Genomic DNA, 26,071 nt, shown 5'->3' with positions numbered 1-26,071 from the left:
CGGGGCTCACCGCCTGTCACGGGTTTGAGGCGAAAGGCCGACAGCGTCGACCCCTGGTTGGAGACTCGGGAGAGCCTCCACGAGAGCAGCCTCTCCATCCTTCCCTGTTCAGCGTGCGGGGGCCCAGGCTCGATTCCCTGCTCCAGATGTGGCGGGAGTGGGGACGTCCGTTGCTCGAACTGTAACGGCACACGGAAGGCCTACGGCTACGCTTCGAATGGCTCGCGCCGACTCATGAACTGCAGGTCATGTGATGCGCGGGGCACCGTTTCCTGTAGCGGCTGCAATTCGGGGCGGGTGTCCTGCTCGCCGTGCCTGGGGCATGGTCGTGAGCAGCGCTGGCTCGAGTTCGTCGAGTCGGTCCGCTTCGACCTCCTGGTGATGACGGAGGACGAGACACTGCGTGGCTTGCCGTGGACAACGGTGGGAATGGAGAAAGACGCGAAGCTCCTGGGAGAAATCAGCGCGAACGGTGCGCTGTCACAGGATAAGGTCGCGCCTCATCTCCCCGAGGATTGGCTCCAGGAGCACTGGGGGAAGACCCGAATCGCGCTCAAACTCCAGGAGCGCATCACCAGCCAGCTCTTCCAGGTCTTCGAAGCGCCCGCCGCGCGGGTCTCCTACTCCATCGCGGATGCGCTCCCCACGACGGTTCAGTTCGAGGGGCAGCGGATGCTGGCACCACCCGTCTCCGCGGACCGACAGTTCGCGGCGCGGGCCCGGAAGGTCTTCGCGGCACGGCTGGTCCTCCTCGCGCTGGCGGTGGGGGTTCCGTTCCTCTACCTCATTCGAGGCTCCTACTTCTGGAACGGCTGGCTGGTAGCGCTGTGTGTCTCGCTCGGTGGGTTCGCGATTGTGGCCGAGCACCTGGTCCGGGACTGGACCCTGGGCAGGAAGCGGAAGACTCGCCGCCGGAGCATCGGCCTGGCTGTGTACGCGCTCGCGGCCGGTTTCGTGGCGCAGGCTTCGGAGCCAAGACTCGCTGATGCCCTGCGCCATATCTGGGCGGGACGCCTCGACGCCGCGAACAAGGAACTGCTCGCGCTGGGCAAACCCGAGGACCCCGCTCTCCAGCCAATCTGGTCCGAACTCCATCTCGCCCATGCGCTCCGCGCGGAGACCGTGAAAGAGGTCGTCGAGGATGCCGTTTTGTTGAAGTCAGGCTCTCCGCAGCGGGCGAAGGTCAACCAGCGCCTCCTTGAGCTCACTCGGCGGCAGGTCCTCCAATCCCTCGCACGCAAGGAGCCGGCCTCCGCCCTGGAGGTGCTCTCCATCGCCAGGCCCGCGCTCGAACAGGATTTCTCGAAGGACGTCGGCGTGCTGACCGCGAACATCCTCGAAACGGAGTACGAGGCCTGTTCGACGGAGGCTTGCCGGTGGAAGACCCTGGGCGCCGCGCTTCGCGCCGAGTCCACACCAGGCCGGGAGCAACGCCTCGGACAGGTGCGCGCGACACTCGTGGAGCAGTTGTCGCCAAAGCCGCGTCCCAAGGTGATGACCTTGGAGTGGCTCCTGCATCTCGACAAGACTCGCGCGCTTACCACCGAACTGGGTGAGACTCCGTCCGATGCGGATCTAGGGGAGCGCGCACGACAAGCCGCTACATGGACCCGGGAGGAACGGGAGCGGATTCCCCTCATCGGCGCCGAGCGCGCCGTGGCCATCTCTCTGCTTCAACTGACGACCGGTAGCGACACAAGCCTCCTGACGAAGACGACGGACTCCGTCGCCCTCTACTGCGCGCTGAAGGATGGACGCTGCGCCGGTGCGTACCTGGTGGGCGCGGACAAGAGTTCACGCGTGCTCAACAACTTGAAGCACACGGCGACCACGAAGGAGCTGCTCTCACGTGTCATGGGGCATCCTGTCGAGCTGCCCACGCCACCGCAGCTCCGAGGAGGCAAATCACCCACCCAGACCACCTGGAAGGACGGAGGGGTGACCATCGTGGCGCGGTGGAGCAGTACCTACTTGATGGAGCTGCGCATCGGAGAGGTGAAGCCATGAATCCGAAACCTCCACGGCTGCTCTCCGTCAGCGCGGCACTCATGGGACTGCTCGGCGGCGCGGCACCCTCGGGTCTGCTCGTTCCAGGTATCGAGGTCCAGGTCGCCCAGCCCACCTGGCGACGACGCGATGAAGAGGAAGCGCGTGACGAACTGCTCCTCGTCGTCCCACCCACCAGCGGGCAGATTCTCCTCGCGGGGCATCGCTCGCACCGCTCCCACTCCTCACATCGAAGCCACTACTCCGGGAGCCGAAGCCGGAGCTACGGCGGTGGCTACTCCGCTCCCGCCGCCGAGCCAGAGCCGCCGCCTCCACCGCCCAAGCCCGCGATGGTGTCCTTCGTTGTCTTTCCCGGGGGACGCATCTTCGTCGACGACAAGCCCGCGGGGCAGGACGTGACGTCTCTCATGCGACTGGCGGCGGGCAAACACGTGGTCCGCATCGAGAACCGCTTCCTTGGCACCACCACCGTCGAGGTGGACCTGGTCGCGGGGCAGATGGGCGATGTCACGATTGAGTGGTAGCGATGGGATTGGGAGCAGACACGTGACGACGAAGGAAGCCGAAACCCCGCCACCATTCATCTTCCGCGACGGTGCCATCCAGACCGTCCTCGACCTTCGGGTCTACCGGCTCACGGCGATACAGAAGTCCGCCTATCGCTTCGCGGAGCGATGCACCGCCGTGCTCGGCTCACCCGAGGCAGACAGGCTTCCCGTCCGCTTCGTCTTCGGACCGACCATCATCGAGCAGGATGCGCTGGAGACCGCGCGGCTGTTCTTCCAGGAGCTGCTGGACCAGGAGCTGCGCGAGCAGGTGGGCGACGAGACGCGCGCCCTCCGCGCGCTGATTATCGCCCAGGCCTTCTCGCGCACCGACCTGATTCGCCAGGATTGAGGGCTTCGCACCCCATGTTCCATGACCGCTCCAGGTACCAGTCCTCTCGGGGATACCAACTGGCGCCCTTCCGATTCAGCCCACTGGACGGCTCGCGCTACATCGCCACGAACGACGTGGGCGAATACGTGGTGCTGCCCCGCGAGGAACTGGTCGAGTTCATCAGCCATGCGCTGCCACCGGACCGGGAGGCCTACAAGTCGCTCAAGTCCAGGCACTTCATGTTCGACGAGTACTCGCGCGTTGCGCTCGAGCTGCTCGCGCTGAAGTATCGGACCCGCGCGGAGCAGCTCGCGTCCTTCACCGGGCTGCACATCTTCGTCGTCACCCTGCGCTGCGACCACTCCTGCCCCTATTGTCAGGTGTCGCGGCAGGCCGAGGGACGCCTCGACTTCGACATGTCGCAAGAGCACGCCGACCAAGCGCTCAACTTCATGTTTCGCAGTCCGTCCCCAGCCCTCAAGATCGAGTTCCAGGGCGGCGAGCCGCTGCTCCACTTCGAGCGCATCCGCTACATCGTCGAGCGCGCCAAGGCTCTGAATCAGGTGCATGGCAGGGACCTCCAGTTCGTCATCGCGAGCAACCTCTCGCGGCTCACGGATGAGGTGCTGGCCTTCTGCCGGGAGCATGGCGTGCTGCTCTCCACGTCCCTGGATGGGCCCGAGGCCCTGCACAACGCCCAGCGACCGGTGCGTGGCGGGGACAGCCATCAACGGACCATCGATGCGATTCGACGGGCGAGGCAGACGCTCGGGCCAGACGCGGTCTCCGCCCTGATGACGACGACCCAGGCGAGCCTGGAGCGCGTCGAGGACATCATCGACGAGTACGTGCGCCAGGGCTTCCACGGCATCTTCCTGAGGAACGTCAGCCCGTATGGGTTCGCCGTCCGCCAACGCGCCTCGCGCCAGTACGGCGTCGAGGCCTGGGTCGAGTTCTACAAGCGAGGGCTCGCGCACATCCTTCGTATCAACGAGCAGGGGTACCCGCTCCAGGAGGAGTTCACCGCCATCCTGCTGCAGAAGCTCTTCTCACCGAGGGGCTCGACGTATGTTGACCTCCAGTCGCCCTCGGGCATCGGAATCGGGGCGCTCGTCTACAACTACGACGGCGCGGTGTATGCCTCCGACGAGGGGCGGATGCTCGCGGAGATGGGCGACTTCTCCTTCCGGCTCGGGCACCTCTCCCGCGACTCCTACGAGTCCATCATGACGTCTGAGACGCTCCTGACCCACTTGAGCGACACGATGCCAGAGGGCGCCCCCATGTGCGGTGACTGCGCGTTCCTCCCTTACTGTGGCGCGGACCCGGTCTTCCACCAGGCGACGCTGGGAGATGCCGTCGGCCATAAGGCGTTCAGCGCCTTCTGTAAGAAGCAGATGGGCGTGCTGCGTCACCTCATTGGGCTGCTCGAGGATGATTCCCGCGCCCGGGACATCCTCCTGGGGTGGCGCTGAGCCATGCCCGCCCTGGACCTCGCATCTACCGGGCTGAAGTCCCTTTCGGAGCGCTCACCCGAGCCATTCATCGGTCGCATCCGCGAGCAGCCAGACCTTCCGGAGTCCGAACGCGGACGGGAGATTCTCCTCGTCCGACGTCCGCTGGCGCACCTTCCTCCGGGCTTCCGGGGGTATCTCCTACTGGATGACGGCTCGGTGAGTCCGGGACTGCGGGACGTCTACGTCCTGGCCCCCGGGCTGCGCTACCTCGCCGAAGGGGACGTGGTCCGCATCCATCCCGAGCGAGGAGCCCTGGCGACGCTGTATCGCCGCGCGTCTCCGTCGAACACGTTCCTGGTGACGGAGCGCTGCGACAACAACTGCCTGATGTGCTCCCAGCCACCTCGCAAGCAGGATGACTCCTGGCTCGTCGATGAGCTGATGGCCACTCTCCCGCTCATCTCCCCGGAGACTCGCGAGCTTGGAATCACGGGCGGCGAGCCGAGCCTGCTCAAGGGACGTCTCCTCGAGCTCCTGGAGCGGATGAAGGGTTACCTGCCCCAGACCTCGGTCCATATCCTGACCAACGGACGCGGCTTCGCGGACGCCGAACTGGCACGCGCGGTGGCGAAAGTTCAGCACCCCGACCTCATGCTGGGGATACCGCTCTACTCGGACCTGCCCGAGGAGCATGACTACGTCGTGCAGGCCTTGGGCGCGTTCGATGACACCCTCCGGGGTATCCTCCACCTCAAGCGCGCCCGCGTGCGCGTGGAGCTGCGTTGTGTCGTCCACGCGCAGACGTACTCGCGCCTGCCTCAACTCGCTGACTTCATCACGCGCAACTTGTTGTTCGTCGACCATGTCGCGCTGATGGGGCTGGAGCTGATGGGGTTCGCCAGGACGAACCTCGGAATGCTCTGGGTGGACCCGCTCGACTACCAGGCCCAGCTCACCGCCGCTGTCAGGACGCTGAGCCGCGCGGGGCTCAACACGTCCATCTACAACCACCAGCTCTGCACCTTGCCCGCCGAGCTTCATCCCTTCGCGAGAAAAAGCATCTCCGACTGGAAGAACGTCTACACCGAGGACTGCGAGGGCTGCGTGCGGCGGGATGCCTGCGGCGGGTTCTTCGCTTCAGGCGTCCTGAAGCGAAGCCGAGGCATCCAGCCCTTCCGAGACTGAGTCAGAACGCGGGCAGGTCCGACGCCAGGTGCGCCGACAGGCCGCCGTCCATCACCACGGCACTGCCATTCACGTAGCCACTGAAGGGCCCGACGAGGAAGGACACCATCCCCGCCACCTCCTCCGGCGTCCCGAACCGCTTCACGGGGATTCGCTCCAGCAGTCGCGCGCGCACGGCCGGGTCCGCCTTCGCCAGCATCTCCGTGTCGATGTAGCCCGGGCAGAGCGCGTTGCAGGTGATGCCATACGCCCCCCACTCGGCGGCGATGGCCTTCGAGTAGCCCACCACCGCGTGTTTGGTCGCCGCATAGGTGGACGACTGCGCCCCACCAAAGAGCCCCATGATGGACGCGATGTTCACGATGCGCCCGTACCCCTGGGCCTTCATGCGCGGCAGGGCCCACTGACACAGGTTGCGCACGCCCTTCACATTCACATCGAACAACTGCTCCCACTCGGCGGCGCTCACCTCGTCCACTCGGTGGAACGGTCCACCCACCCCCGCGTTGTTCACGAGCACTCGCGGCACCCCCAGCTTCGCCTCGAGCCGTGAGAGCGCCACACCCACCGCGCCCTCGTCCGCCAAATCACAGGCCAACGGCCACACACGCCCCCCAGCCGCGGTCAGCCGCTCCTGGAGTCGCGTCAGCGCCGCCTCGTCCCGCGCCAGCAGGACCACCTCGAACCCCTGCCGCGCCAGCTCGGTGGCGATGGCCGCGCCAATCCCGCGACTGGCTCCAGTGACGACCGCGACAGGGGCCTGCTTCGACTGCGTCTCCATCAGAGGACACCTCGGGGAGGGACGAGGCGAACCTCGTCGACCCGTACGTTCAACGGCTTGGTGGAAATCTCCCAGATACACTGCGCCACGTCGTCCACCGAGAGCATGTCCGAGGGACTGAACTCCGGCCGGGACTTCCAGAAGGACGTGTAGACCGCCCCCAGGGACAGGAGCGTCGCCCGGATGCCGAGCGCCTTGCCCTCCTCGTTCAAGACCCCGGTCAGCCCTCGCACCCCGTGCTTGGACGCCGCATAGGCCCCATTCATAGGCAAGGTGAGGTGGTCGCTCACGGACCCGAGGTGGATGAGCCGCCCCCCACCTCGGGGCTTCATCCTCCGGAACGCCTCCCGCGCACACAGGAACGTCCCCGTCAGGTTCACCTCCAGACTCTTGCGCCAGTCCTCGAGCGTCAGCTCGTGGAGCGGCGCGAAGACGCCAAAACCCGAGCAGTTGACCAGCACCGAGATGGGACCAAGCCCCGCCTCCGCCTTGTCGAACATCGACACCACGGAGTCCTCACGCGTGACGTCCACGCGCACCGCGTCCTCGGTCTCCGTCGCCACGTCGTTCGCGGCGCAGAGGACCTTCAGGCCCTCCGCACGCAGCTTGTGCGTGACGGCCCGGCCGATGTCGCCCGTGCCTCCGACGACGATGACATTCCGACCACTCACGTGCCGTGCCCTCCCCTGGACTCACCCTCGCGGGGCTCGCGAGGCGGGGAGTATGTCGGACCGGCACAAGAAAGGGGCCCCGTGTCACTGCCCCCACGCGTGTTCACCCGCGGCGGGGAGTCAGGCCACGAGGGCCCGGACCCGGGAGCCGCCCCTGAAGCGGGCCACTCCCGGGGACAGCCATCCCTCCAGCCCACTCAAGCCGCGTTGCCGCGCTGGCTCAGCCGGGTGCCTTCCGGCGAGTTGTCGATGTCGACCCCCAGCTCGTCCCGGAACACGTCCAGCAAGTAGGGCAGCACGCCGATGGTGCCCGCTCGCATCCGATGGTGCAGCGCGAGGTCCTTGTTGGTGAGCCGCCGCTCCGGATGAGGACGCTTCAGCAGTGCGTTGGTCTCACGCTGGACATTCTCCAGCGCGAGGAGCGCCGAGCGCTCCAGCGTCAGATACTCCGCGGTGGCATCCGCGATGGCATCCGCGAGCTCCATGCGCGGCCCCGAGGTGGCTCCCGAGCGCTCACGGACCAGGCCCCTGAGGTGCTCGCGGGTGGTCTCGTACACCGCGTCATGCACGGGCGTGAAGACATCCTGCAAGCGAACCAACGACTCTTCCCGGAAGGTGCTCACACCGCGCTGGGCACGGTCGAACATCTCGATGTAGCGAGCCTCCGCCCAGTTGCGCTGCGTCGCCGTGTGCAGGCGCGTGGGCCTCATCATCTCCCAGTCATGCGCCATCCGCTCGCGCATCCGGCCCCAGAACCCGTCGGACTCCCCTTCCACCTTGAACACCGCCGCGCGGATGTGCTCGTAGGCGCGACACATGTAGCTCCACAGGTTGAACTGGAGCGAGTAGAGCTGGAGCCCCAACTGCCCGTAGTCCACTCCCGGAACGATGTCGTTCGCCCACTCGAAGGGAGTCGGAGGCTCACCGGCCACGGGCCTGCCATCCATCAGCGTCTGGAAGTACTCCTCCATCAGGTTCGGAGGCCCGGCGCACACCCCTCGGGTCGACAGGTAGTGGTTGTCGCGGTCCGACACGTAGAGCAGCTCGGCCGAGGAGATGGGCGTGTCGTACGTCATCGGCTCCTCCGGGAGGAAGAGCATGAAGGCCGCCACCATCCGCACGCCGTCCGTCACCCGGTAGATGTTCGACAGGACCGGGTCCAGCGTGCCGTTGGGCACCGGGTCGTTCGCGCGCATCAACATGAAGGAGGGCACCGCGAGCACGGCACACGCCACCGCGTGCAGGTCGCCCATCCGCCAGCGTCCGTCCGGAAGCACGGTGTCATCGCGCAGGAACGCCCGACGCACCGCGAGCACCGCGTGCATCATCGGCTTCCAGTGCTTCATCATCGACTTGAGCGCCGTCACGTTCATCGGCGCGCTGTTCCGGTAGCGACTGCCCGCGAAGTGACAGGCCTTGAACTCCGTCTCCACCTTCATGCGCATGGCTTCAGGGAAGACGTTGCTCTCCCCGATGTGCCGCCCCTCCGCGTCGATGGCGGGGTGCGCGATGCGATACACCGGGAGCATCGCCTCCAGGAAGCCCAGCTCCAGGGGGATTCCCGTGAGCTTCCGCATGACGTCGGACGCATCCGGGTTCCACCACATCGGCTCCGTGGGAGCCTCCCGCCGCGCCTCGAACGCCAGGTACTTCCGATGCGTCTCGCTGTCGAAGGCGAGCGTCGGGGGCTCGCGCGACACGATGCCCTCGGCCAGCAGCGCCTCGAGCAGCTCCTTCACGCGCTCCCAGGGGTACGGCTCTCCCGGCGTCCACCGCGTGGCGGCCCCCGCCATGAAGGAGTCCTCGAGGCAGAGCTGCTCTCCAAAGGAGTGCAGGTCCAGCTCCTCGATATAGATCTCCTTGGTGCCGTAATAGATGTGCAGCTCTCGCTGGCCCTCGGATGAGTTCAGGTACTCCTTGATGAAGCGACGCCGCATGGGCACGTACAGCGTCTCATGGGGGTCCAGCGACACCGCGTCCAGACTCACGTGGCAACTCCTCGAAGGCCCTGAATGAAACAGTCGCCAGCAGCCGGTATCCGGTCCGCTGGCGACTGAAGTCAGCTCATCGCTCAGAAGTCGAGAGGGGCAGCGACGATGATGCCGCCGCCACAGCCACGACCACCGATGACGGTGCCATCGTCAGCCTGCATCGGACCTGCACGAACGCGAGTCTTGATCTTCATGGACTGCTCCTTGTGCGTGTGTGAGGACTGGCTTTCCGATTCACGCGAGGAACAGACCTCGCGGACCCGGGATGTGAATTGAAGCCGGATTGTTACTTGCCGTCAAGTTGCACAAGCTTCGTGGATTTCAAATGCAACACGAGCAATGGGCAGGCCTCCCACATCGTCGCGAGCTGTCGAAAGCGAGGATGGCGCGATGCGCCACCTTCCACGTCCCTCATGCAAACAGTCGCCGGCAGGCGAGACACCACCCGCCGGCGACTGAAGTCAGCTCACAGCGGTCAGATGTCGAGCGGCGCGGCGATGATGATGCCGCCGCCACAGCCACGGCCACCGGAGGTGGCGATAGGTCCAGCGCGAACGCGGGTCTTGATCTTCATGGACGGCTCCTTGATGTGAGTGAGGACTGGCTTTCCGATTCACGCGAGGGACAGTCCTCACGGACTCGGAGTATCAATTGAAACCGGTCGACAACTTGACGTCAAGTTGCAGCAGCCATTCGGGGGCTCCATGCAATGGCCATGACGAGATGCAGCGCAATCACTGCCTCATTACTGGAATTCCTGCATCATGGACCCAACTCTTGAGACCTGAAAAACAAGTTTATCCAGGCGGCGTCAAGATTGACGATGCCGCAATGCGGCACCTGCGAAACAAAAACAGTCGCCAACAGCCGACACGCGGCCTGCTGGCGACTGAAGTCAGCTCACCGAGGACGGACTACTCGATGGGGCGGCGATGACGATGCCACCACCACAGCCAAGGACAGGGTCGGCACGGACGCGGGTCTTGAGCCTCATGGACTGCATCTGGGTCAGAGAGGACTGACTTTCCGGCTCACGCGAGGAGCAGGCCTCACGGACTCGAAGCATCAATTGAAGCGGGATGATTCCGGGAGGTCAAGTCGCGGCGGTGCTTTGCAGCCCCCCGTCATGGCCTCGACTCCGAGGATGCCACCCATTGGGTGATATCGCGGCGGCGGCGAAACCCTCCGCAATGCCTCCCAAACAAGCGCCCGCCAGAACAGGCCCTCGCGAGGCTGCTTGTTCGCGGCGCGGTCAACGTCTCGCGGCGGGTCGAATGCCGTCGAAGAGGAGCGTGAGCATGCGCTGGCGGAAGGGTTCGCTCCATGCATCCGTGAGCGCTTCCTGGCAGAGCGCGGCGAGCAGGGCGACCAGCTCGGTGGGGAGCAGGTCTCCGCGGACGGTGCCCGCCTTCTGGGCGCGCTCGAGCAGTACGTCGATGGCGGGCCGGAGGCGCGTCAGGGCGTCGCCGACGCGGACCTGGACCCCGGTTTCGGCGAGCCGGGCGAACACGGCCCTGTTCCGGGCGCTGACGGCCATGACGCGGGCGCAGAACTCGAACAGGGCGGTGACCGCGCCCTGGTTTTCGACCATCGCGTCGACCTCCGTGATGAGGCGGTCCAGCAGGTTCATCACCACGGCTTGGAGCAGGTCGGGTTTGGTCGGGAAGTGCCGGAACACGGTGCCAATCGCGACGCCGGCGTGAGCGGCCACGGCCTCGGTCGAGGCGGACGCCCCCTGCTCGGCGAACACGGCCTCGGCCGCCTCCAGGATGCTCGCGCGATTACGGCGGGCGTCCGCACGAACGGCTTTGTCCCCACCACCACCACCGGAAGGCGGCACACCGCTCCGAGCCATCAGTCCTCCATCCTTCCTTGCGAAAATGAGTCGGACTCACTATTTATCCTGAGTCGCACTCATCTTTTAATCGGGAGGTTCGACCATGTCACCCTCGGCGGCCGGCACAGCAGGTCCACTCACCGTCTACCAGCGCATGCAGGAGGCACTCGTCGGGGACGGCGCCACGCTCCTCCCCGCCGAGCTGCTGGCCGAGGATGTCGTGGTCGAGACGCCGTTCTCCCCTCCAGGCATGCGACGTCATGAGGGCCGCGAGGCGTGGCTGGCGTTCTACCGGGCCCGGAGCGCGGTCCTGCCGGTGCGGTTCGAGCAGTTCCGCGAGCTGGCCACTCACCAGACCCACGACCCCGAGGTCATCGTCGTCGAGTACGAGCTGGCGGGGACGGTCACCACCACCGGCCTGCGCGCCTCGGCGACCCTCATCGGAGTGCTGCGGGTCCGCGACGGACTGATTCAGCACTGGCGCGAGTACCAGGACATCCTGGCGATCAGCGAGGCGCTGAAACTCACGCCCCAGGACCTCGGCGGAGCTGGCACGCCCGCCCCGTAGCCCCCGGCGCGCGACACTTCGCCCGCGTCAGGCACCTCGCGCGTCATGAAGCCCACCGCGACACGTGACGGGAACCGCCCCCGGTCGAGCGCACGCGTGAAGACACCGTCGACTGGCAACGACGGAGCGCGGACCTGAAAACAGAACGGCGGACGGGCTCTCGGCCCGTCCGCCCATTCACGTCACCGTCAATCAGACGAAACGCCTACCAACACACGTACTCTTTCTCGCCATCGAAGTCGCCCAGCTCGATGCCGCACCCACCGGTACGCCACACGTTGGCGGGCTTCGGGGTCACCGGCACCTCGGTGACCGTCGTGGCCGTCGGCCAGAACTTGCGGCAGTAGTTGAGGTCATACACGTTCGCGCCCGTCGAGCAGTCCGAGTCGGTGAGCCAATCGCCGCCCGGGCTCTTGTGCAGATTGACCTTGCCCCACCAGGTGGAGATGCGGCCGAGCTCGGGGCCCGCCTGTCTGCACTGGCAAGCGGGACGGGACTCGGTGCGCGTGATGGCGAGGTCCACGTCGAGGATGTCTCGCACCGAGCCGCGACGGTTCTTGAAATGGAGGCGCACGGTCTTCAGTTCGTCGGCCTGCGCGCCGTTGGCGCATGAGAGCGTGAGCGGAAATTCAGTGTAGGCGAACTCGGGCCCGGAGAAGGCGTCGGCCTCCCTGCCACTGATTGACAGCGTCGTCTCCACGCGCCGCGCACAGGGAACGGTGACGTTCGCAAGCGTGCTGTACTGTGGCGGCGTCTCCCAGGTCGGTGCGCTGTGTTTGACGAGGAAGTTGCGCGACGCCTCCTTTCCGCCGATGCGGAATTTGAGGTCAAAGTTGCCGACGGCCCCCGAGACTTGACGCGCACGAAGCATCTTCACCGAGACCTGGCACGGCGTGACCGCGCCCTCCGTCGCTTCCACGTGCCCGAAGTTCAGGTTTGTCAGCGTGGTGCGCGTACCCAGGTCGACGACGTGCTTCGGATTGCTCGTGTTGCCACCGAACAGCTTCACCTCGGTCGTGGTGAAGAACGTGTCTTGCGTCGGCGGGCACGTGAGGTTGAGGTTGAACTGGCTGTTGCCTTTGTCATTGCGACCGATTCCGAAGAGGAAGTCGATCTCCTCGAGCCTGACGGGGATGGTCTGGCTCATCGTGCCGCCGTACGGCACGTTGTAGGTCGCGATGGGACTGGTGTACCACTGGCGCAAATCTTTCGAGGTTCCCTCGCGGATACCGAACGCATTGCTGAGTGTCGGCTTGGGGATGTCCACCACCGGGAATCCGGGGGGCGACACTTCGCCGAAGAATTGGCCTTTGCGATCAAACGCAGGTGAATCGCGGTGGGTGAGGCTTTCGAGGAAGAGGTCGAACTTGCACGGAACGGTCGGCGTTCCGGCGGGCGGCGCGCAGGCCGGCGCGGTCCCGAGGTCGGTGGACGTCGCGCAGCGGTTGCCCACGCGGGCCTCGACGGTGAAGTCGGCCTCGTGCTTCACGCGGCCGCGCCTGTTCTTGAACTGCATCTTCTGCGTCATCTTCACGGGCGCCCCGCCCGGACAATTGAGGGGCAGCGTAAAGGTGACCGAGCCCTTCTCATCAGGCCCCCAGCGGTCCTCCTCGGTCGCCGCCACGGTCACGTTCACGAACTTCGTCGTGCCGCACGGGACGGGCACGGTGGCGACCGTCTTGTTGATGCCCACCTCGTAGCCGACGGGGAGCTTCTCCGGTGCGATGTACTTGTCCACGAGTTCCACCTTCCCGGCGCCCGCGTCGACGGTGATGTTTCGGACCTCCATGCGGCGGTCAAAGGCAGATGCCGAGGTCGGCTTGAAGCTGATCAGTCGCAATTCGTAGGCACAGTCGGTCGTCCTCCCGTTGCCCGATGCGCATGCGCACGACGAGTTCGTTTCCACCGACGGGATGTCCGACGGCGCGAGGGAGATCACCTCCGGGGGAGTGAGCGGCGTCATGGTATTGGTACTGTCGTCCGCATCGCCCGGGTCGTCGGTCGCCGAGGCACAGTTCGTGCCGTTATCAAGGCAGGTGTAGACGTCGGACTCGGGCGTATCGCAGTCGTCCTGCTGGTCCCAAATACCCGTGGCGCTGGTGCAGAGGGTCGGCCCCTCGTAGCAATACGCATATTCGGTAGGGCACGGCATCGTCGTGCCGTTCGCCGAGGCGCACCTGGCGATGTCGCACTCGGTTGCGCAGTTCACCTCGACGCCGCTCGCGGTGTAACAGCGGGCCGGCGGGCAGTTCTGCGACGCATTCGCGCTGCTGGCGCAGTGGACCGCGACGTTGTTGATGTCGCGGCAGGTGACCGCTCCACAGCCAGAGATGCAGTCGACCGCGGCGCCGGACGGGTTGTAGCAAGACACCGCGGGAAGCGTGGACGGAGTCACTGGGGGCGCGGGAGGAATGGTGCCGGTCGAGTTCCAGGCATTGGCGGGCTGATTGTTGATGGCCGCCCAGAAGCGGGTGTCCATCGGGACCACGCCATTTGCCCACCAGTGCCAGCCACCCTGTCCGTCATGGAACTCGGCCATCCGGAAGCCGGCACCGAACCGCGACGCGCAGAGTGCGTCGGCGGTGGCCCGCGAGCCGAGCACCGACCCGGCGAGCGGCGCCGTCAGCTTCACCTCACCCGCGGCCCAGCCATTGTAGAAGTCCACGACGAGGCCCGCGGGCACGGGGCGACCGTCCTGGCGGAGGCAAAGCATGGGAAGGAGGGTGTCGATGGTGGTGTCACCTGAGTACACGTTGGTGATGTCATCTCCACCCACGAGCGTGAGGTTCGGCCGCTGCTCCAGGAGCCGCCACGTCATCGCGCGCCGATAGTTCGAGGAGAGGCCCTGGAGCTGGCTCCCGGACGTCTCCCCCTCGCGCGGCTTGATGGATGACTCCGCCAGCGTGTCTCCACCACAGCCAGAGAGCCCCACGGTAAGCCCCACGCCCAACAACGCCAGGATGAGTCCCATCCGCCTCGTGGACGAGACGGTTTGCTTCTGACCATTCATGAAGGTGTGTCCTCTGTGCCCGGGAGTCACACGCACTTCGCGGTGTTCTCGGATACTCTTGAAAATGCCCGAGGCTCGGGAGGTCGCGCGCTTTCTTCGCCGACCCTTGCGTTCAAGAGGCGTCCACGTCGCCGTGGCAGGCATCAGGCCGTCCGGCGGGCTATCATCACGCACCCACGTAAAAGCCCCGTGGCACCTTGCTGGCGCCACGGGGCTCGCTCTTCATTGATGCTGCCGGGCGACTGACTAGCGCAGGGGCTCGATGACGTAGATGAGCGTCACCTTCGCCTGCACCGTCTGCTCTTCCGGCTGGATGGGCGTGGTCCCTCGGGCATCCGCGGACTCCGCCATCGCGAAGCGCGCCGGGTACATCTGCGGCGGCTCCGTCACCGTGCTCGCGTCCACCACCGCGCCCAGCTTCACGTTCAGCGCCGCCGCCAGCACCTCGGCGGACTTGCGCGCGCGCGCCACCGCCTGCCGCAGCGCCTCACCCTGGACCGCGTCCTGCTTCGCCAGCCCGAAGCGCACCTGGTCCACCCGGTTCGCCCCCGCCGCCAGCGCCTGGTCCAGCAAGCTCCCCACCCGCGAGAGCTCCGTGAGGTGCACGCTCACCAGGTTGCTCACCCGGTACCCCTTGAGCTTCGGCTCCGTCTCGTTCGGCGCCGGGGGCCCGTAGTCCGGGTACACCGAGTAGTTGCGCGTCTGGATTTCCTTCCGCGCGATGCCCGCCGACGTCAGCGCCGCAATCACCTTCTCCATCTTCTTCGCGTTCTGCTCCCCCGCAGCCTTCGCGGTGGCCGCCAGCGTCTCCACCGCCAGGTCGATGAAGGCCTCGTCCGGCTGCGCCTTCACCTCGCCCGTGCCCTCCACGCGCAGGGTGCGCACGGCCGGGTCCAACGGCGGGCGCGGCGCGGACAGCGGCTGAGGCTGAGCGGAGGCCCCCAGCGCGGTGAGCAGCATGGCGGTGAGCAACATGGAACGGATGGGTCGAGCGTGAAGCATGGCGCCTCCTGGGGCGGGATTCCGGTACGGCGGGTGTCGTGATGACGCTGCCTTACTCCTCAGGACGGGGCCTGCCACCCAACATTCACGCCCCTTCACGGCACCCGCCCTTCACGGGAGGGCGGAGCGCACCCCGCCCTCCCGCGAGCGCGGACCTCACGGACTCGCGGCGTCCCCTGCCTCGTACCCGGGGGCCGGGGGCTTCGGCGTCTTCTCGCCGCGCCCGGTGACTTCCCGCACCTTCGTCGTCGCCTTGCGGCGCGCGGCCCTCAGCGCGTCACGGCCAATGTCCATCACCGCCGACACCGCGCCCGCCACCAGATTGGCCGGCGGCGTGTCCGGAGCCATCGGGTGCGGCCGGGTGGGGGCCGCCTGCTTGGCGCTCTCCAGCAACCCACCGAGCTCCCGCAGCTCCTGCGGCCGGAAGGCCTTCTTCACCTCGGGGAAGAGCGTGCCCTCCTCCTCGAGCACGTGCGCGCGCACGTTCTCCATCAACACGTACACCTTCGCGTCGAAGCGCTCCGCCTCCGCGGGCAGCTCATCCAGCTCCGACAGCACCCACTTCACCACGTGGTGCTCCTCCAGCGAGCGCAGCACCTCCTCCTTCATCGACTCCGAGCGCGTGCGCACCGCCGGGTAGAACACCTGCTCCTCGATGGCGGCGTGCACCGACAGTTCGAGCACCATCTGCTCCACCAGCTTGCGCTTGAGCTTGTGGGCATTGGCGCCCGCCTTCTCGAACCTGCGGAAGAGCTGCTCCACCGTCTTGTGGTCCGTCTTCAGCAACGCGATGGCATCCATGCTTGATTGCCTCCCTGGGGTTCTGGGGGCCGCGCATCCCCTCCATGGAGCGCAAGGCTCCAGGCGCGACATGTCCTGGATGGTGGGGATGACGTCGTCCCGATGCCGAAGCGACGGGAGAATGGCCCGCTCCCCCGCGACCCCGACAGGCGACCCTGGAGACCGCTCCCCCTGAGAACCGGAGGGATACATCCGGGTTCGCGCGAGCCCACCCTGGAGGCCCCGCCCCCCTGACAGGGAAGCACCGTGCTCAACAAGGGAACCGGATGCTCCTGGGTGACCCTTGGCCAGGCTCCGGTGTCCTGGCGGCCGTCGGGGAGGCGACGTGCCGACCGCCCCCCGGTCCAATCCCACGCGGAACCACCTCTGCTCAATCTCCGTCTCGGCGCCAAGGGTGGTGGGCCCGCTGCATTCGCGGGACGGGAAGAGGGGAACGCAGTGAACACCGTGATGAATGATGCTCAGCGCGTGCGCGTAGCCCGGATTGCGACGGAGGCCGAGGACATCTTGTCGTACGAGCTGGTCCCGGAAGAAGGTGGCGAGCTGCCGGCTTTCGAGCCCGGCGCCCACCTGGACGTGCGCGTTCCCGGCAAGGACTCCGCGCTGCGCTCGTACTCACTCTGCAACGACGCGGAAGAGACGCACCGGTACGTCATCGCCGTGCAGAAGGATGCGCGGGGCCGCGGCGGCTCGCGCGCCATGCACGAGCGCGTGCGGGAAGGCGACGTCCTGGTGGTCAGCACGCCGCGCAATGACTTTCCCTTGATGTTCGCGCGCAGCTACCTGCTGGTGGCGGGTGGCATCGGCATCACCCCGCTGCTGTCCATGGCGCGACAGCTCCAGCGCACCGGGGCGAACTACGTCTTGTACTACTGCGTCCGCGCTCCCGAGCGCGCCGCGTTCCGCGAGCTCCTGTCCTCCGCGCCGTTCGCGGACCGGGTGCGCTTCCACTTCGACGGGGGAGACCCGAACAAGGGGCTCGACGTGTCGGGGCTGCTGTCCACGCGCGGGCCGGGCACGCGGCTGTACTGCTGTGGCCCGACGGGCTTGATGAAGGCCGTGCGCGAGGCCTCCACGCGCCACCGCTGGCCCTGGGAGAAGGTCCACTTCGAGTCCTTCGGCGCCGAAGGCAACAGCGTCGCCCTGGGCAAGGAGGACACCGACTTCGAGGTGACCATCCGCAGCACGGGTCAGGTGCTCAGCGTGCCCAAGGGCCAGTCGGTGCTCAACGTGCTGCGCCGCAATGGCCTGCGCGTGCCCAGCGACTGCGAGGCCGGCTCCTGTGGCACCTGCGTCACCCGCGTCTGCGAGGGACAGCCCGAGCACCGCGACACCTTCTTCCAGCAGGAACCCGCCGGCGATGAGCGCATGCTCATCTGCGTGTCGCGCGCTCGCTCCAAGCGGCTGGTGCTGGATTTGTGACCAGGCGGGCTCGGGCCACCTCGGCCCGAACCAGCGCCCGCAGAGCCTCCGGGTCGAAGGGCTTCTCCACGCGCGGGTTCTCCACCCGCTCCAGGAAGGTGCGCGCCGTCGGAGTGAAGGCCCCTCCGGTGATGAACACCACCCGCTCCGCCACGGCTGGCGCCGTGCGCACGAGCGCCTCGTAGAGGTCCATCCCCGTCATCTCCGGCATCATCAGGTCACACAGCACCACGTCGTAGCGCTGGGGCTCGGGGGCCACCAGTCGCTCCAGCGCCTGCCGCGCGCTCACCACCACGTCCACGTCGTTCTCTCGCGCCAGCGTGCGACGGATGGCACCGCTCACCAGGGCGTCGTCGTCCACCACCAGCACCCGCCCCCGGACCGGCGGCGAGTTCTCGGCTCGGACGGGCTCCGTCGTCACCGATGGCGTCCCGACACGAGCACCAGCGTCGAGAGGAGGGCTCGTCGGCGCCCGGGCCAGCGACTCCGGGGCCGTGATGGGAGCACGTGCCTCGGGGCTCGCGCCACTCTCGGCGGAGAAGGGAGACACGGGGCCCGGGAGTCGTGCGGAGCCCGCGTCCATCACGAGGCCCGCCGCCGTGCCACGCGGAGCTGGAAAGCCCACGGGCTCGGACACCGGCGGGTAGCCCGTGGGTGAGGTATCGCGCTCCGTCGCCTGCCTGGCTCCGTGCGGTGACTCCCAGATGGTCGGGGAGCTCGTCGGTGAGGACGGGCGCTCCATCGCGGACCGCATGCCCTGCGATGACTCGGGCACCGTCGGGTAGCCCGTGGGCGAGGACGCGCGCTCCATCGCCGACCGCATGCCCTGTGACGACTCAGGCACCACCGGGTAGCCCGTGGGCGAGGCCGTGCGCTCCAGCGCCGACCGCATGCCCTGTGACGACTCGGGCACCACCGGATAGCCCGTGGGCGAGACCGTGCGCTCCAGCGCGGACCGCATGCCCTGCGATGACTCGGGCACCACCGGGTAGCCCGTGGGCGAGGCCGTGCGCTCCGTCGCGGACCGCATGCCCTGTGATGACTCGGGCACCACCGGGTAGCCCGTGGGCGAGGCCGTGCGCTCCGTCGCGGACCGCATGCCCTGTGATGACTCGGGCACCACCGGATAGCCCGTGGGTGAGGGCGTGCGCTCCAGCGCGGACAGCGTGTTCTGTGACGACTCGGGCACCACTGGATAGCCCGTGGGTGAGGACGTGCGCTCCCTCGTGGACCACGTGCCCTGTGCCGACTCGGACACCGTCGGATGGCCCTTGGGTGAGGGCTCGCGCTCCGTCACCGGCCTCGGCTCGGACACCGTGGCGTAGCCCGTGGGTGACGAGGGACGCTCCGTCACGGGACGCGCGAGCGGAGCGGACTCGGGGACTGTCGGGTGGCCCAGGGGAGACGAGGGACGCTCCGTCACGGACCGCGCCCCGGGCACCGTCGGGTAACCCGTGGGCGATGACGGACGCTCCCGCGCGGACCTCGACTCCGACTCCGCCGCGCGCTCACCCGAGCCTCGGACCGCGGCCCACCCGCTCCCCGACACCTGCCCTCGTGCATCCGACAACGAGTCCCGCGACCGCCCCCGCGCCTCCGAGCTCAAGGCCGCGCCCACTTCCCTCGCGCGACGCAACGTCACCCGGAACACCGAGCCGCGGCCCAGCTCACTCTCCACGGAGATGGTGCCGCCCATCGCCGTCACGTACGCATGGCACAACGACAACCCCAGCCCCGTGCCCACGCCCACCGGCTTCGTCGTGTAGAACGGGTCGAAGATGCGCCCGAGCGACTCCGGTGAAATCCCGCTCCCCGTGTCGCGCACCTCCGCCACCACCCACCCGTCCGGCCCACCGCGCGTCACCAGGCGCACCTCGTTCTCCTCCGCCCGGCCCTCCGGCAACGCCTGCGCCGAGTTGATGAGCAGGTTCAGGAACACCTGCGCCAACCGCGCCTCGTTCCCCTCCACCCACGTCACGTCCCCGTAGTCGCGCACCACCTTCGCGCGCGGGCGCAGCTCGCCCATCGCTATCTTCACCGCCGAGTCGAGCACCGCCCCCAGCTCCACCGGCCCCTGCTTCTCGTCGTCCGGCCGCGAGAAGGTCTTCAAGTCCCGGACGATGCGGCGCACCCGGTCCGCGCCATGCAACGCCTCGCGCAGCGCCTGCCCCACCTCGCGCAGTCGTGTCCCCGCGTCCCGCGCCTCTCCCAGCTCACGCGCGAGCGCGTCCGACTCCTCGCTCGCGTGCTCCAGGTTCGACACGATGTACGCCAGCGGGTTGTTGATTTCGTGCCCCACGCCCGCCGCGAGCTGCCCCACCGCCGCCATCCTCCCCGCCTGGACGAGCTGCGCCTGCGTCTGCCGCAGCGTGCGCACGTTCGCCTCCAGCTCCTCGTTCGCCCGCGCCAGCTCCCGCGTGCGCTCCTGCACGCGCGCCTCCAACCACCGCTCACGCGCCTTCAGCTGCCCCACTCGCAGCAGGTACACGCTGACGCCCAACATCCCCAGCCCCAGCACGAACAACACCCAGAAGTCCGTGCGCTGCCACAGGCTCGGCTCCAGCAGCACGTCCAGCGACACCGGCTCCGTCCAGCCACCGTCCCGGCCCTCCGCCTGCACCTCGAAGCGATAACGCCCGGGCCGCAGCCCCGTGTACGTCGCCCGGCGAATCTCCGCGCGCACCCAGCCGTCGTCGTGCCCCACCAGCCGGTAGCGGAACGGCAACCGCACCGCGTCCCCGGGCGTGAAGGCCGTGAAGCGGATGTCCAGCCGCGAGCCATCCGGCCGCAGCTCCACCGGGCCCGTCACCGGCACCAGCTCGCCCTGCACGCGCACTTCCTCGATGCGCACCTCGGGAGGCTGACGGCTCGCGCGCACCCGCACCGGGTCTACGACGATGGCGCCCTGGATGGTGGTGAACCACAGCCGCCCATCCTTGCCCCGCCACCCCGACGGCTGCGTGTTCCCGTTGCACTCCGCGGTGCGCATGCCGTCCGTCTGGTCGAACCCCATCACCGCCAGCCGCGAGCGGCGTCCCTCCGCCACCTCCTCCAGCTCACGCAGCGACACCCGGGACACGCCCTTGTTGCTGCTCATCCACAGGTGGCCATCTCCGTCCGGGACGATGCTGAACACCGCGTCGTCGTAGAGCCCGTGCTGCGACACCGAGTAGCGCGTCCACGCGCCCCCCTTCCACCGCCCCAGCCCCGTCTCCGTACCCACCCACACCGTGCCGTCCGCGTCCGCCAGCAGCGCCAGCACCACCTCGCCGGGCAGCCCGTCCTTCAGCGTGAAGCGGTGCAGGCCCTTGCCCTCCTCGAAGCGCCACAGCCCTCCTTCGGAGCCCAGCCACACCGCGCCGGAGGCGTCCTCGGCCATGACGATGATGGGCTCCGTCGACAGCCCCTGCCGCTCGCCGAACACCGTGACGTCGCCGCCCCGCACCCGCGCCAGCCCCTCGCGCGTGCCGAACCACTGCGTCCCACGCGAGTCCACCAGGATGGACGTCACCACGTGGTCCGGCAGCCCCTGCACGCGCGACGACTTCGCGAAGCGCTGCCCGTCGTAGCGGAACGCCCCCGCCTTGGAGCCCACCCACAGCGTGCCGTCCGGCGCCTCGTGCAGCGCGGTGATGACCGGGTCCGTGCCTCCCTCGAAGTCCTCCATGCGGTGGATGCGCCCGTCGCGCAGGTAGAACAACCCGCCGCCCACCGTGCCCAGCCACACCGTGCCCCGCTTGTCCTGCAGCACCGTGCTGACCGTCTCGTTGCTCAGGCCCTCCGGGGCGCCGTACGTGGCGAACGGGCCGTCGCGCAGGCGGAACAGCCCCGAATAGGTGCCCACCCACAGCGCCCCATCCCGGTCCTCGAGCAGCGACAGCACCTCCGCGTCCGCGAGCCCCGCGCCGTGCAGCGGTGAGCTGAAGCCGTCGACTTCCCGCCGCACCAGCCCGCCCCGCCGCGTGCCCACCCAGAGGTTGCCCTGGCTGTCCGCCAGGAGCGCGGTGACGGTGGCCGGCAGCCCCTCCGTCGCCGTGAAGCGCGTGGCCACCACGCCATTCCACGAGACGAGCCCCGTCTCCGTCCCCATCCACAGCGTGCCGGCGACGTCCTGGAAGAGCGCCGTGACTTCCGGGCGCTCGTCGGGGCCCGGAACGGGAAAGGGCGTCTGCCGCACCTGCCCACCCTCCAGCAACGCCAGGCCCGCCTTGGTGCCCACCCACAGCCGGTTGTCACCGCCCGCTCGCGCCAACGCGGTGACGAAGGAGCCCGGCAGACCGTCGGCTTCCGTGTACTGGCGCGCCACGCCCTCGCCCAGCGGCACCTGCCAGAGCCCACCGGAGGTGCCCACCCACAGGGCCCCCTCGCCCACCAGCAGCTCCTCCACCCGCACGCCCTCCAGCGGCGCGGAGGCACCGGGGGCGCGCTCGAAGCGGCCATCCACGTAGGCCACAAGCCCCTGGTCCGTGCCCACCCACAACACGCCGGAGGCATCCTCCGCGAGCGCCTTGATGGTGTGGTTGCGCAGCTCCGGCGTGTTGCGCTTGTCGAAGACGACGAAGCGCGCGCCGTCGAAGCGCACCAGGCCTTCCCACGTGCCCAGCCACACGTAGCCGTCCCGCGTCTGCGCCAGCGCCAGCAGGCTGTTCTGCGGAAGCCCGTCGTCGCTGCGCCACGAGTCCTGGCTGTACTGGGAGACCCATCGCTGGGGATCCAAGGCGAGGCCCGGCCGCGCCAGGACGAACCCGGCCAGCAGGACGAACCCCACGAACCCGCGCCAGATTGCGCGGAGCCGATGCCTCGAAATGCCCATGACGGCCCCAGTGTCCGGCAGAATCGACCGGGAGGCCAAACCTCGGGCGTTCACCCACAGTGGAACGTTGGCCGTTAACGGCCTCGGCGACAGCGGCGGGGGACCACCTGCCCCCCCACGACATCCAAACTTCCCCCCGCCGCTGTCGCCTCGTACGCCACCACCGCCGGCACCCGAGAGCCGTGCTCCCGGATGACCGGGGTCATGGCCCAAGCGCTCCTCGCTTCGAGACCCCGGTGGTGGGTGGGGTCTCGCCGCATCGCGCTGAACCCAAGATGGGAGCCACCCCTGTCTCGCGCCACTGCGGGAAGAAGACAGCAGTCACGTCCCACGGTCGCCCCAGGGCACCCCCTGGGCGGTTGTCCTCCCGCCCGGCGCCAGGCCGTGAAACAACCCGAACCCGCCTGCTCTCGCGGTGGCTTTCCGGACGAAGTCCAGGCGGCGGACGAAGGTGCATGACACCCCGAGGTCGCCGAACGTCTATGCTCCGCGCGCCGAAGAGCGAGGGTGGATGAGCGACGGGGCGTTGTTCTCGACGGACACGGTGAGCACCGAGGCGCGGTACCAGTGGCACCTGTGGGCCGCGGACGTGCTGGATGTGGCGACGTCGGCCCTGGTCGGCTGGGCCGCCCTGCGCGCGATGGAGCACGAGCGGACGCCGGTGGCGATGGTGCTGGCCATGGTCCTCTCCTGGCTCGCGTGGTCCGCGGTGGGCGGTATCTGGGGGCGGACGCTGTGGCGGCAGCTCCTGGGCGTGCGGCTGGTGCGCAACGCGGGGGCGCCGGGCGCTCAACGCGGCCTGGTCCGGGCCTTCACCACGCCCGTCGACCTGTTGGTGGCGCCCGTGCTGCAACGCCGGCCCTTCGACACGATGCTCGGCCTCTACGCGGAGCCGGTGACGGCGGGCGCGGGGGCCCGGCTGAGGGGAATGGCCCCGCAGCTTCCCTGGCTGGCGCTGCTGGCGGGCGCGGTGTGGCTGCTCGTCACTCCCACGCGCGCGGAGATGCTCAAGTACCTGGGGAGCACGTTGACGGGCTGGCACTGCTGCCACGGCACGCGGGACGTGACGTGGGAGTGCCGCACGTCACTGAACCGCGCGGTGCGCGAGGCGAACTCCGGCCGCGAGGACGTGCGCGCCGTCGTGGCGGACTGTCCCGTGGCCTCGGAGCGACTCGCGAAGCCGTGAGCCGGAGCGACAGGGGTCAGCGCAGCGTGGTGATGAGCTGTCCCTCGTCGCAGAACACGCCCACCTTGCCGGGCTCGACGAAGTGCTCGGCGTGGGTGGCGAAGTTCTTCACGGCCCGCTCCTTGTTGGGGGGCAGGATGCCCAGCATGCCCCGCTGACGGCGGTCCTTCACCACGGAGCAGTTGGTCCAGACGAAGTCGTCGAGGTTGCGGACCGCCACGCCGCTTCCACCAAACGGGCCAATGCCGCCCGCCTTCCTCACCGCGCCCGTGAGGAGCTTGGGCGCGGCAATCATCGGGGGAGCGGGCTTCGACGGCTCAGCGGCGGCCTCGGGCTCGGCGGGGGTTTCGTCGGGGAAGGACTCCAGCTCGGCACCAACCTCTGGCAGCGCGATGAAGCGCGGGCCCGTGGCCGCCCTGGCGGACTCGTCGAGGCTCAGCCGGACCATCCGCGCCTTGATGCGGTCCCTGGGGGTGGCGCCCGCCCATGACACCGTGGCGCGCCCGAGCAACACTCGCTGCATGTTCTTCGCGGGGCCCACGACATTGAACTTCTGGCGCATCCGCAGGGGCACGGCCTGGGGGCCCCTGACGGCATAGCCGCCGTTCTCCTCCACCACCGCGAGCGCCACCTCGGGCGAGACATAGGTGACGCCCTTCTCGGGCTTGGGAGCCACGGCGACGGGCTCGGGAGCCGGCTTGGGAGCAGTCGGCTTCGGCGTGGGCGTGCGCTTGGGTGGCAAGGGCTCCCGGGTCGCCACCACCTCTGGTTCCGGCCTCGGTGCCGGCTTGTCGACAGGAGGCGGGGTCGGACGCGTCTCGGCGGTGGTCGGCGGAGCGGGCTTCTTGTCCGAGGTGGGAGGCGGCGGTTTCGCGGCGACGGGCGGAGGAGGCGTGGGGGCGTCCGGGCCGCCCTGACCCTTGACGAAGTGGGCCGTCGTCACCGCGGTGCCGACCATCAGCAGCAGCACCGTGAGCGCGATGACGAGCATCGTCCCCGTCTTCCGGGAGGACGCGGGCTTCGCGGCCACAGCGGTGTTGACGGATTGGGAAACGGACGCTGTCGACACCGGAGCCACGGGGCCCGACGAGGCCGCCTGGACCACCGGGCCCGACGACGGGGCGCCGCTCGCGGCCATCGCCGCCCCACCCGCGACGCCTCCGGAGCCGGGACGCAGCGTGGTGGCATCGGTGCCCATCGCGTCCTCGGCGGAGGGAACATCCTGCCGGGCCATGCCGGCCACGCGCCGCTCATTCGAGGGAGCGGGCGGCTCCGTCGGCGCGCGCATCATCGTCGGCTCGAAGCCCGACTGCGCGGTGTTCTCCGGAGTGCCCTGGGGCCCGGTGCCGAACGCTCCCGTGCCGGTGCCACCGGCCAGGACGGGCATCGGCGCGGGCGTGCGGTGGTGGCTCCCGGACGACGTCACCTTGGAGATGAGCTGTCGCTGCGCGGCGAAGGCCTCCGGGCACAGCGCGCGGACGAAGTGGCCCACTTCCTCGGCGCCCACCGCGGCGCCCGAGCGCACCAGCTCCCCGTTGAGCGCCCGCGCCAGTTCGTCCGAGCGCGAGTAGCGTTCATCCGGACGGGCGGCCAGCGCGCGACGCACGACGGCTTCCAGCGCCTCGTCCACGTCCCCGCGCAGCCCCTTCATCGACGGCACGGTGGGCTGCGACATGGCCGCCATCATCTCGCCCACCGTCCCGTGGGGGATGAGCGAGCGGCCGGCCAGCATCTCCCACAGCACCACGCCGCACGAGTAGATGTCGCTGCGGTGGTCCAGCGCCTCCGCGCGCACCTGCTCCGGCGACATGTAGCCCAGCTTCCCCATCACCGTGGCGGGCAGGGTGTACTTGCTGCGCGCCGCGGACTTGGCCAGGCCGAAGTCGATGACCTTGACCTCACCCTCGTACGACACCATGACGTTGTGGGGTGACACGTCGCGGTGGACGATGCCCAGGGGCGAGCCATCCGGCCCCACCTTGCGGTGCGCGTAGCCCAGGCCCTCCGCCATGCGCTGGCCCAGGAACAGCGCCACCGGCACCGGCACCTGCGCGCCCTGCAACCGCGCCTGCTCCAGCAGGTACGCCAGGTCCACGCCGGCCACGTACTCCAGCGCCATGTAGTACGTCCCGTCCGCCTCCCCCATGTCGTACACCTGGGCGATGGACGAGTGGACCAGGTGCACCAGCACCTTGGCCTCGTGGTGGAAGCGGTCCAGGAACTGCCGGTCCTTCAGCAGCGTCGGGAGGATGGTCTTGACGATGCACGGCTTCTCGAAGCCGGCCGCGCCGCTGATCTTCGCCAGGAACACCTCGCCCATGCCGCCCTGGCCCAGGGGATGGACGAGCTCGTAGCGCCCGAGGAAACGGGAGGACTCTGTAGGTGCGGTGCTCATGGCTTCTCCTGGCAGCGAAGCACCCGGACACACACGGAATCAAGCTGTCGAGGGCCCTTCTCGCAT

17 protein-coding genes are annotated in these 26,071 nt (G+C 68.4%); 8 read left to right on the top strand and 9 right to left on the bottom strand.

Going from position 1 to position 26,071, the window contains the following annotated elements; all coding sequences use genetic code 11:
* Positions 1–297: 297 nt before the first annotated feature.
* Genes HUA76_RS08515 through hxsC form a run of 5 tightly spaced genes read left to right on the top strand, consistent with a single transcriptional unit; the run spans position 298 to position 5,528 of the window.
* Positions 298–2,007, top strand: a complete 1,710-nt coding sequence (locus tag HUA76_RS08515) for a hypothetical protein (RefSeq protein ID WP_217439492.1) — start codon at positions 298–300, stop codon at positions 2,005–2,007.
* Positions 2,004–2,531 (top strand): hypothetical protein, encoded by a 528-nt coding sequence (locus HUA76_RS44890; RefSeq protein ID WP_217439491.1) that lies wholly within the window; start codon positions 2,004–2,006, stop codon positions 2,529–2,531. Before HUA76_RS08515 ends, HUA76_RS44890 begins: the two co-directional genes overlap by 4 nt.
* Positions 2,532–2,553: 22 nt before the next feature.
* Positions 2,554–2,904: a His-Xaa-Ser system protein HxsD gene (gene hxsD / locus HUA76_RS08505; protein ID WP_371823451.1), complete on the top strand. Its 351-nt coding sequence runs from the start codon at positions 2,554–2,556 to the stop codon at positions 2,902–2,904.
* A 14-nt stretch (positions 2,905–2,918) separates the two neighbouring features.
* Positions 2,919–4,361, top strand: coding sequence for a His-Xaa-Ser system radical SAM maturase HxsB (gene hxsB, locus HUA76_RS08500; protein WP_141645641.1), 1,443 nt, complete (start codon positions 2,919–2,921; stop codon positions 4,359–4,361).
* A 3-nt stretch (positions 4,362–4,364) separates the two neighbouring features.
* On the top strand, positions 4,365–5,528 hold the full coding sequence (gene hxsC / locus HUA76_RS08495; RefSeq protein WP_141645642.1) for a His-Xaa-Ser system radical SAM maturase HxsC: 1,164 nt from the start codon (positions 4,365–4,367) through the stop codon (positions 5,526–5,528).
* Position 5,529: 1 nt separating this feature from the next.
* On the opposite strand, the gene HUA76_RS08490 is transcribed toward hxsC, so the two are convergent.
* The 4 genes from HUA76_RS08490 to HUA76_RS08475 all read right to left on the bottom strand — a co-directional run bounded on the left by HUA76_RS08490 (position 5,530) and on the right by HUA76_RS08475 (position 10,826).
* Positions 5,530–6,309: an SDR family NAD(P)-dependent oxidoreductase gene (locus HUA76_RS08490; protein ID WP_141645643.1), complete on the bottom strand. Its 780-nt coding sequence runs from the start codon at positions 6,307–6,309 to the stop codon at positions 5,530–5,532.
* On the bottom strand, positions 6,309–6,980 hold the full coding sequence (locus HUA76_RS08485) for an SDR family oxidoreductase (RefSeq protein WP_174460543.1): 672 nt from the start codon (positions 6,978–6,980) through the stop codon (positions 6,309–6,311). The genes HUA76_RS08490 and HUA76_RS08485 overlap by 1 nt, the downstream gene beginning before the upstream one ends.
* A gap of 197 nt (positions 6,981–7,177) precedes the next feature.
* Positions 7,178–8,968, bottom strand: a complete 1,791-nt coding sequence (locus tag HUA76_RS08480) for a hypothetical protein (RefSeq protein WP_174460542.1) — start codon at positions 8,966–8,968, stop codon at positions 7,178–7,180.
* Between the two features lie 1,255 nt (positions 8,969–10,223).
* The gene (locus HUA76_RS08475) at positions 10,224–10,826 is read right to left on the bottom strand and encodes a TetR/AcrR family transcriptional regulator (protein ID WP_174458251.1); all 603 of its coding nucleotides are present in this window, start codon (positions 10,824–10,826) and stop codon (positions 10,224–10,226) included.
* A gap of 85 nt (positions 10,827–10,911) precedes the next feature.
* Between HUA76_RS08475 and HUA76_RS08470 the strand changes: the two genes are divergently transcribed.
* A complete protein-coding gene (locus HUA76_RS08470) occupies positions 10,912–11,376 on the top strand; it encodes a nuclear transport factor 2 family protein (protein WP_174458250.1) in 465 nt (154 codons plus the stop codon).
* A 205-nt stretch (positions 11,377–11,581) separates the two neighbouring features.
* On the opposite strand, the gene HUA76_RS08465 is transcribed toward HUA76_RS08470, so the two are convergent.
* The 3 genes from HUA76_RS08465 to HUA76_RS08455 all read right to left on the bottom strand — a co-directional run bounded on the left by HUA76_RS08465 (position 11,582) and on the right by HUA76_RS08455 (position 16,189).
* A complete protein-coding gene (locus tag HUA76_RS08465; protein ID WP_174460541.1) occupies positions 11,582–14,194 on the bottom strand; it encodes a hypothetical protein in 2,613 nt (870 codons plus the stop codon).
* 438 nt (positions 14,195–14,632) lie between these two features.
* On the bottom strand, positions 14,633–15,388 hold the full coding sequence (locus HUA76_RS08460) for an SIMPL domain-containing protein (RefSeq protein ID WP_174460540.1): 756 nt from the start codon (positions 15,386–15,388) through the stop codon (positions 14,633–14,635).
* 156 nt (positions 15,389–15,544) lie between these two features.
* Positions 15,545–16,189 (bottom strand): hemerythrin domain-containing protein, encoded by a 645-nt coding sequence (locus HUA76_RS08455; protein ID WP_141645650.1) that lies wholly within the window; start codon positions 16,187–16,189, stop codon positions 15,545–15,547.
* 450 nt (positions 16,190–16,639) lie between these two features.
* On the opposite strand from HUA76_RS08455, the gene HUA76_RS08450 reads away from it, so the two are divergent.
* On the top strand, positions 16,640–17,611 hold the full coding sequence (locus HUA76_RS08450; RefSeq protein ID WP_141645653.1) for a PDR/VanB family oxidoreductase: 972 nt from the start codon (positions 16,640–16,642) through the stop codon (positions 17,609–17,611).
* On the opposite strand, the gene HUA76_RS08445 is transcribed toward HUA76_RS08450, so the two are convergent.
* Positions 17,562–22,424, bottom strand: a complete 4,863-nt coding sequence (locus tag HUA76_RS08445) for a two-component regulator propeller domain-containing protein (protein WP_254614105.1) — start codon at positions 22,422–22,424, stop codon at positions 17,562–17,564. The two genes, HUA76_RS08450 and HUA76_RS08445, sit on opposite strands and share 50 nt — an antisense overlap.
* A 511-nt stretch (positions 22,425–22,935) precedes the next feature.
* Here HUA76_RS08445 and HUA76_RS08440 point away from each other — a divergent pair.
* Positions 22,936–23,610, top strand: a complete 675-nt coding sequence (locus HUA76_RS08440; RefSeq protein WP_174460539.1) for a hypothetical protein — start codon at positions 22,936–22,938, stop codon at positions 23,608–23,610.
* A gap of 16 nt (positions 23,611–23,626) precedes the next feature.
* On the opposite strand, the gene HUA76_RS08435 is transcribed toward HUA76_RS08440, so the two are convergent.
* A complete protein-coding gene (locus HUA76_RS08435) occupies positions 23,627–26,005 on the bottom strand; it encodes a serine/threonine-protein kinase (RefSeq protein WP_174460538.1) in 2,379 nt (792 codons plus the stop codon).
* Positions 26,006–26,071: the final 66 nt, after the last annotated feature.

Source organism: Myxococcus sp. CA056 (genome assembly GCF_013336715.1).
In the GTDB taxonomy this organism is placed as follows: domain Bacteria; phylum Myxococcota; class Myxococcia; order Myxococcales; family Myxococcaceae; genus Myxococcus; species Myxococcus llanfairpwllgwyngyllgogerychwyrndrobwllllantysiliogogogochensis.
The sequence above is the reverse complement of the archived record's forward strand: the minus strand, read 5'-3'. Positions and strand labels throughout refer to the sequence as shown.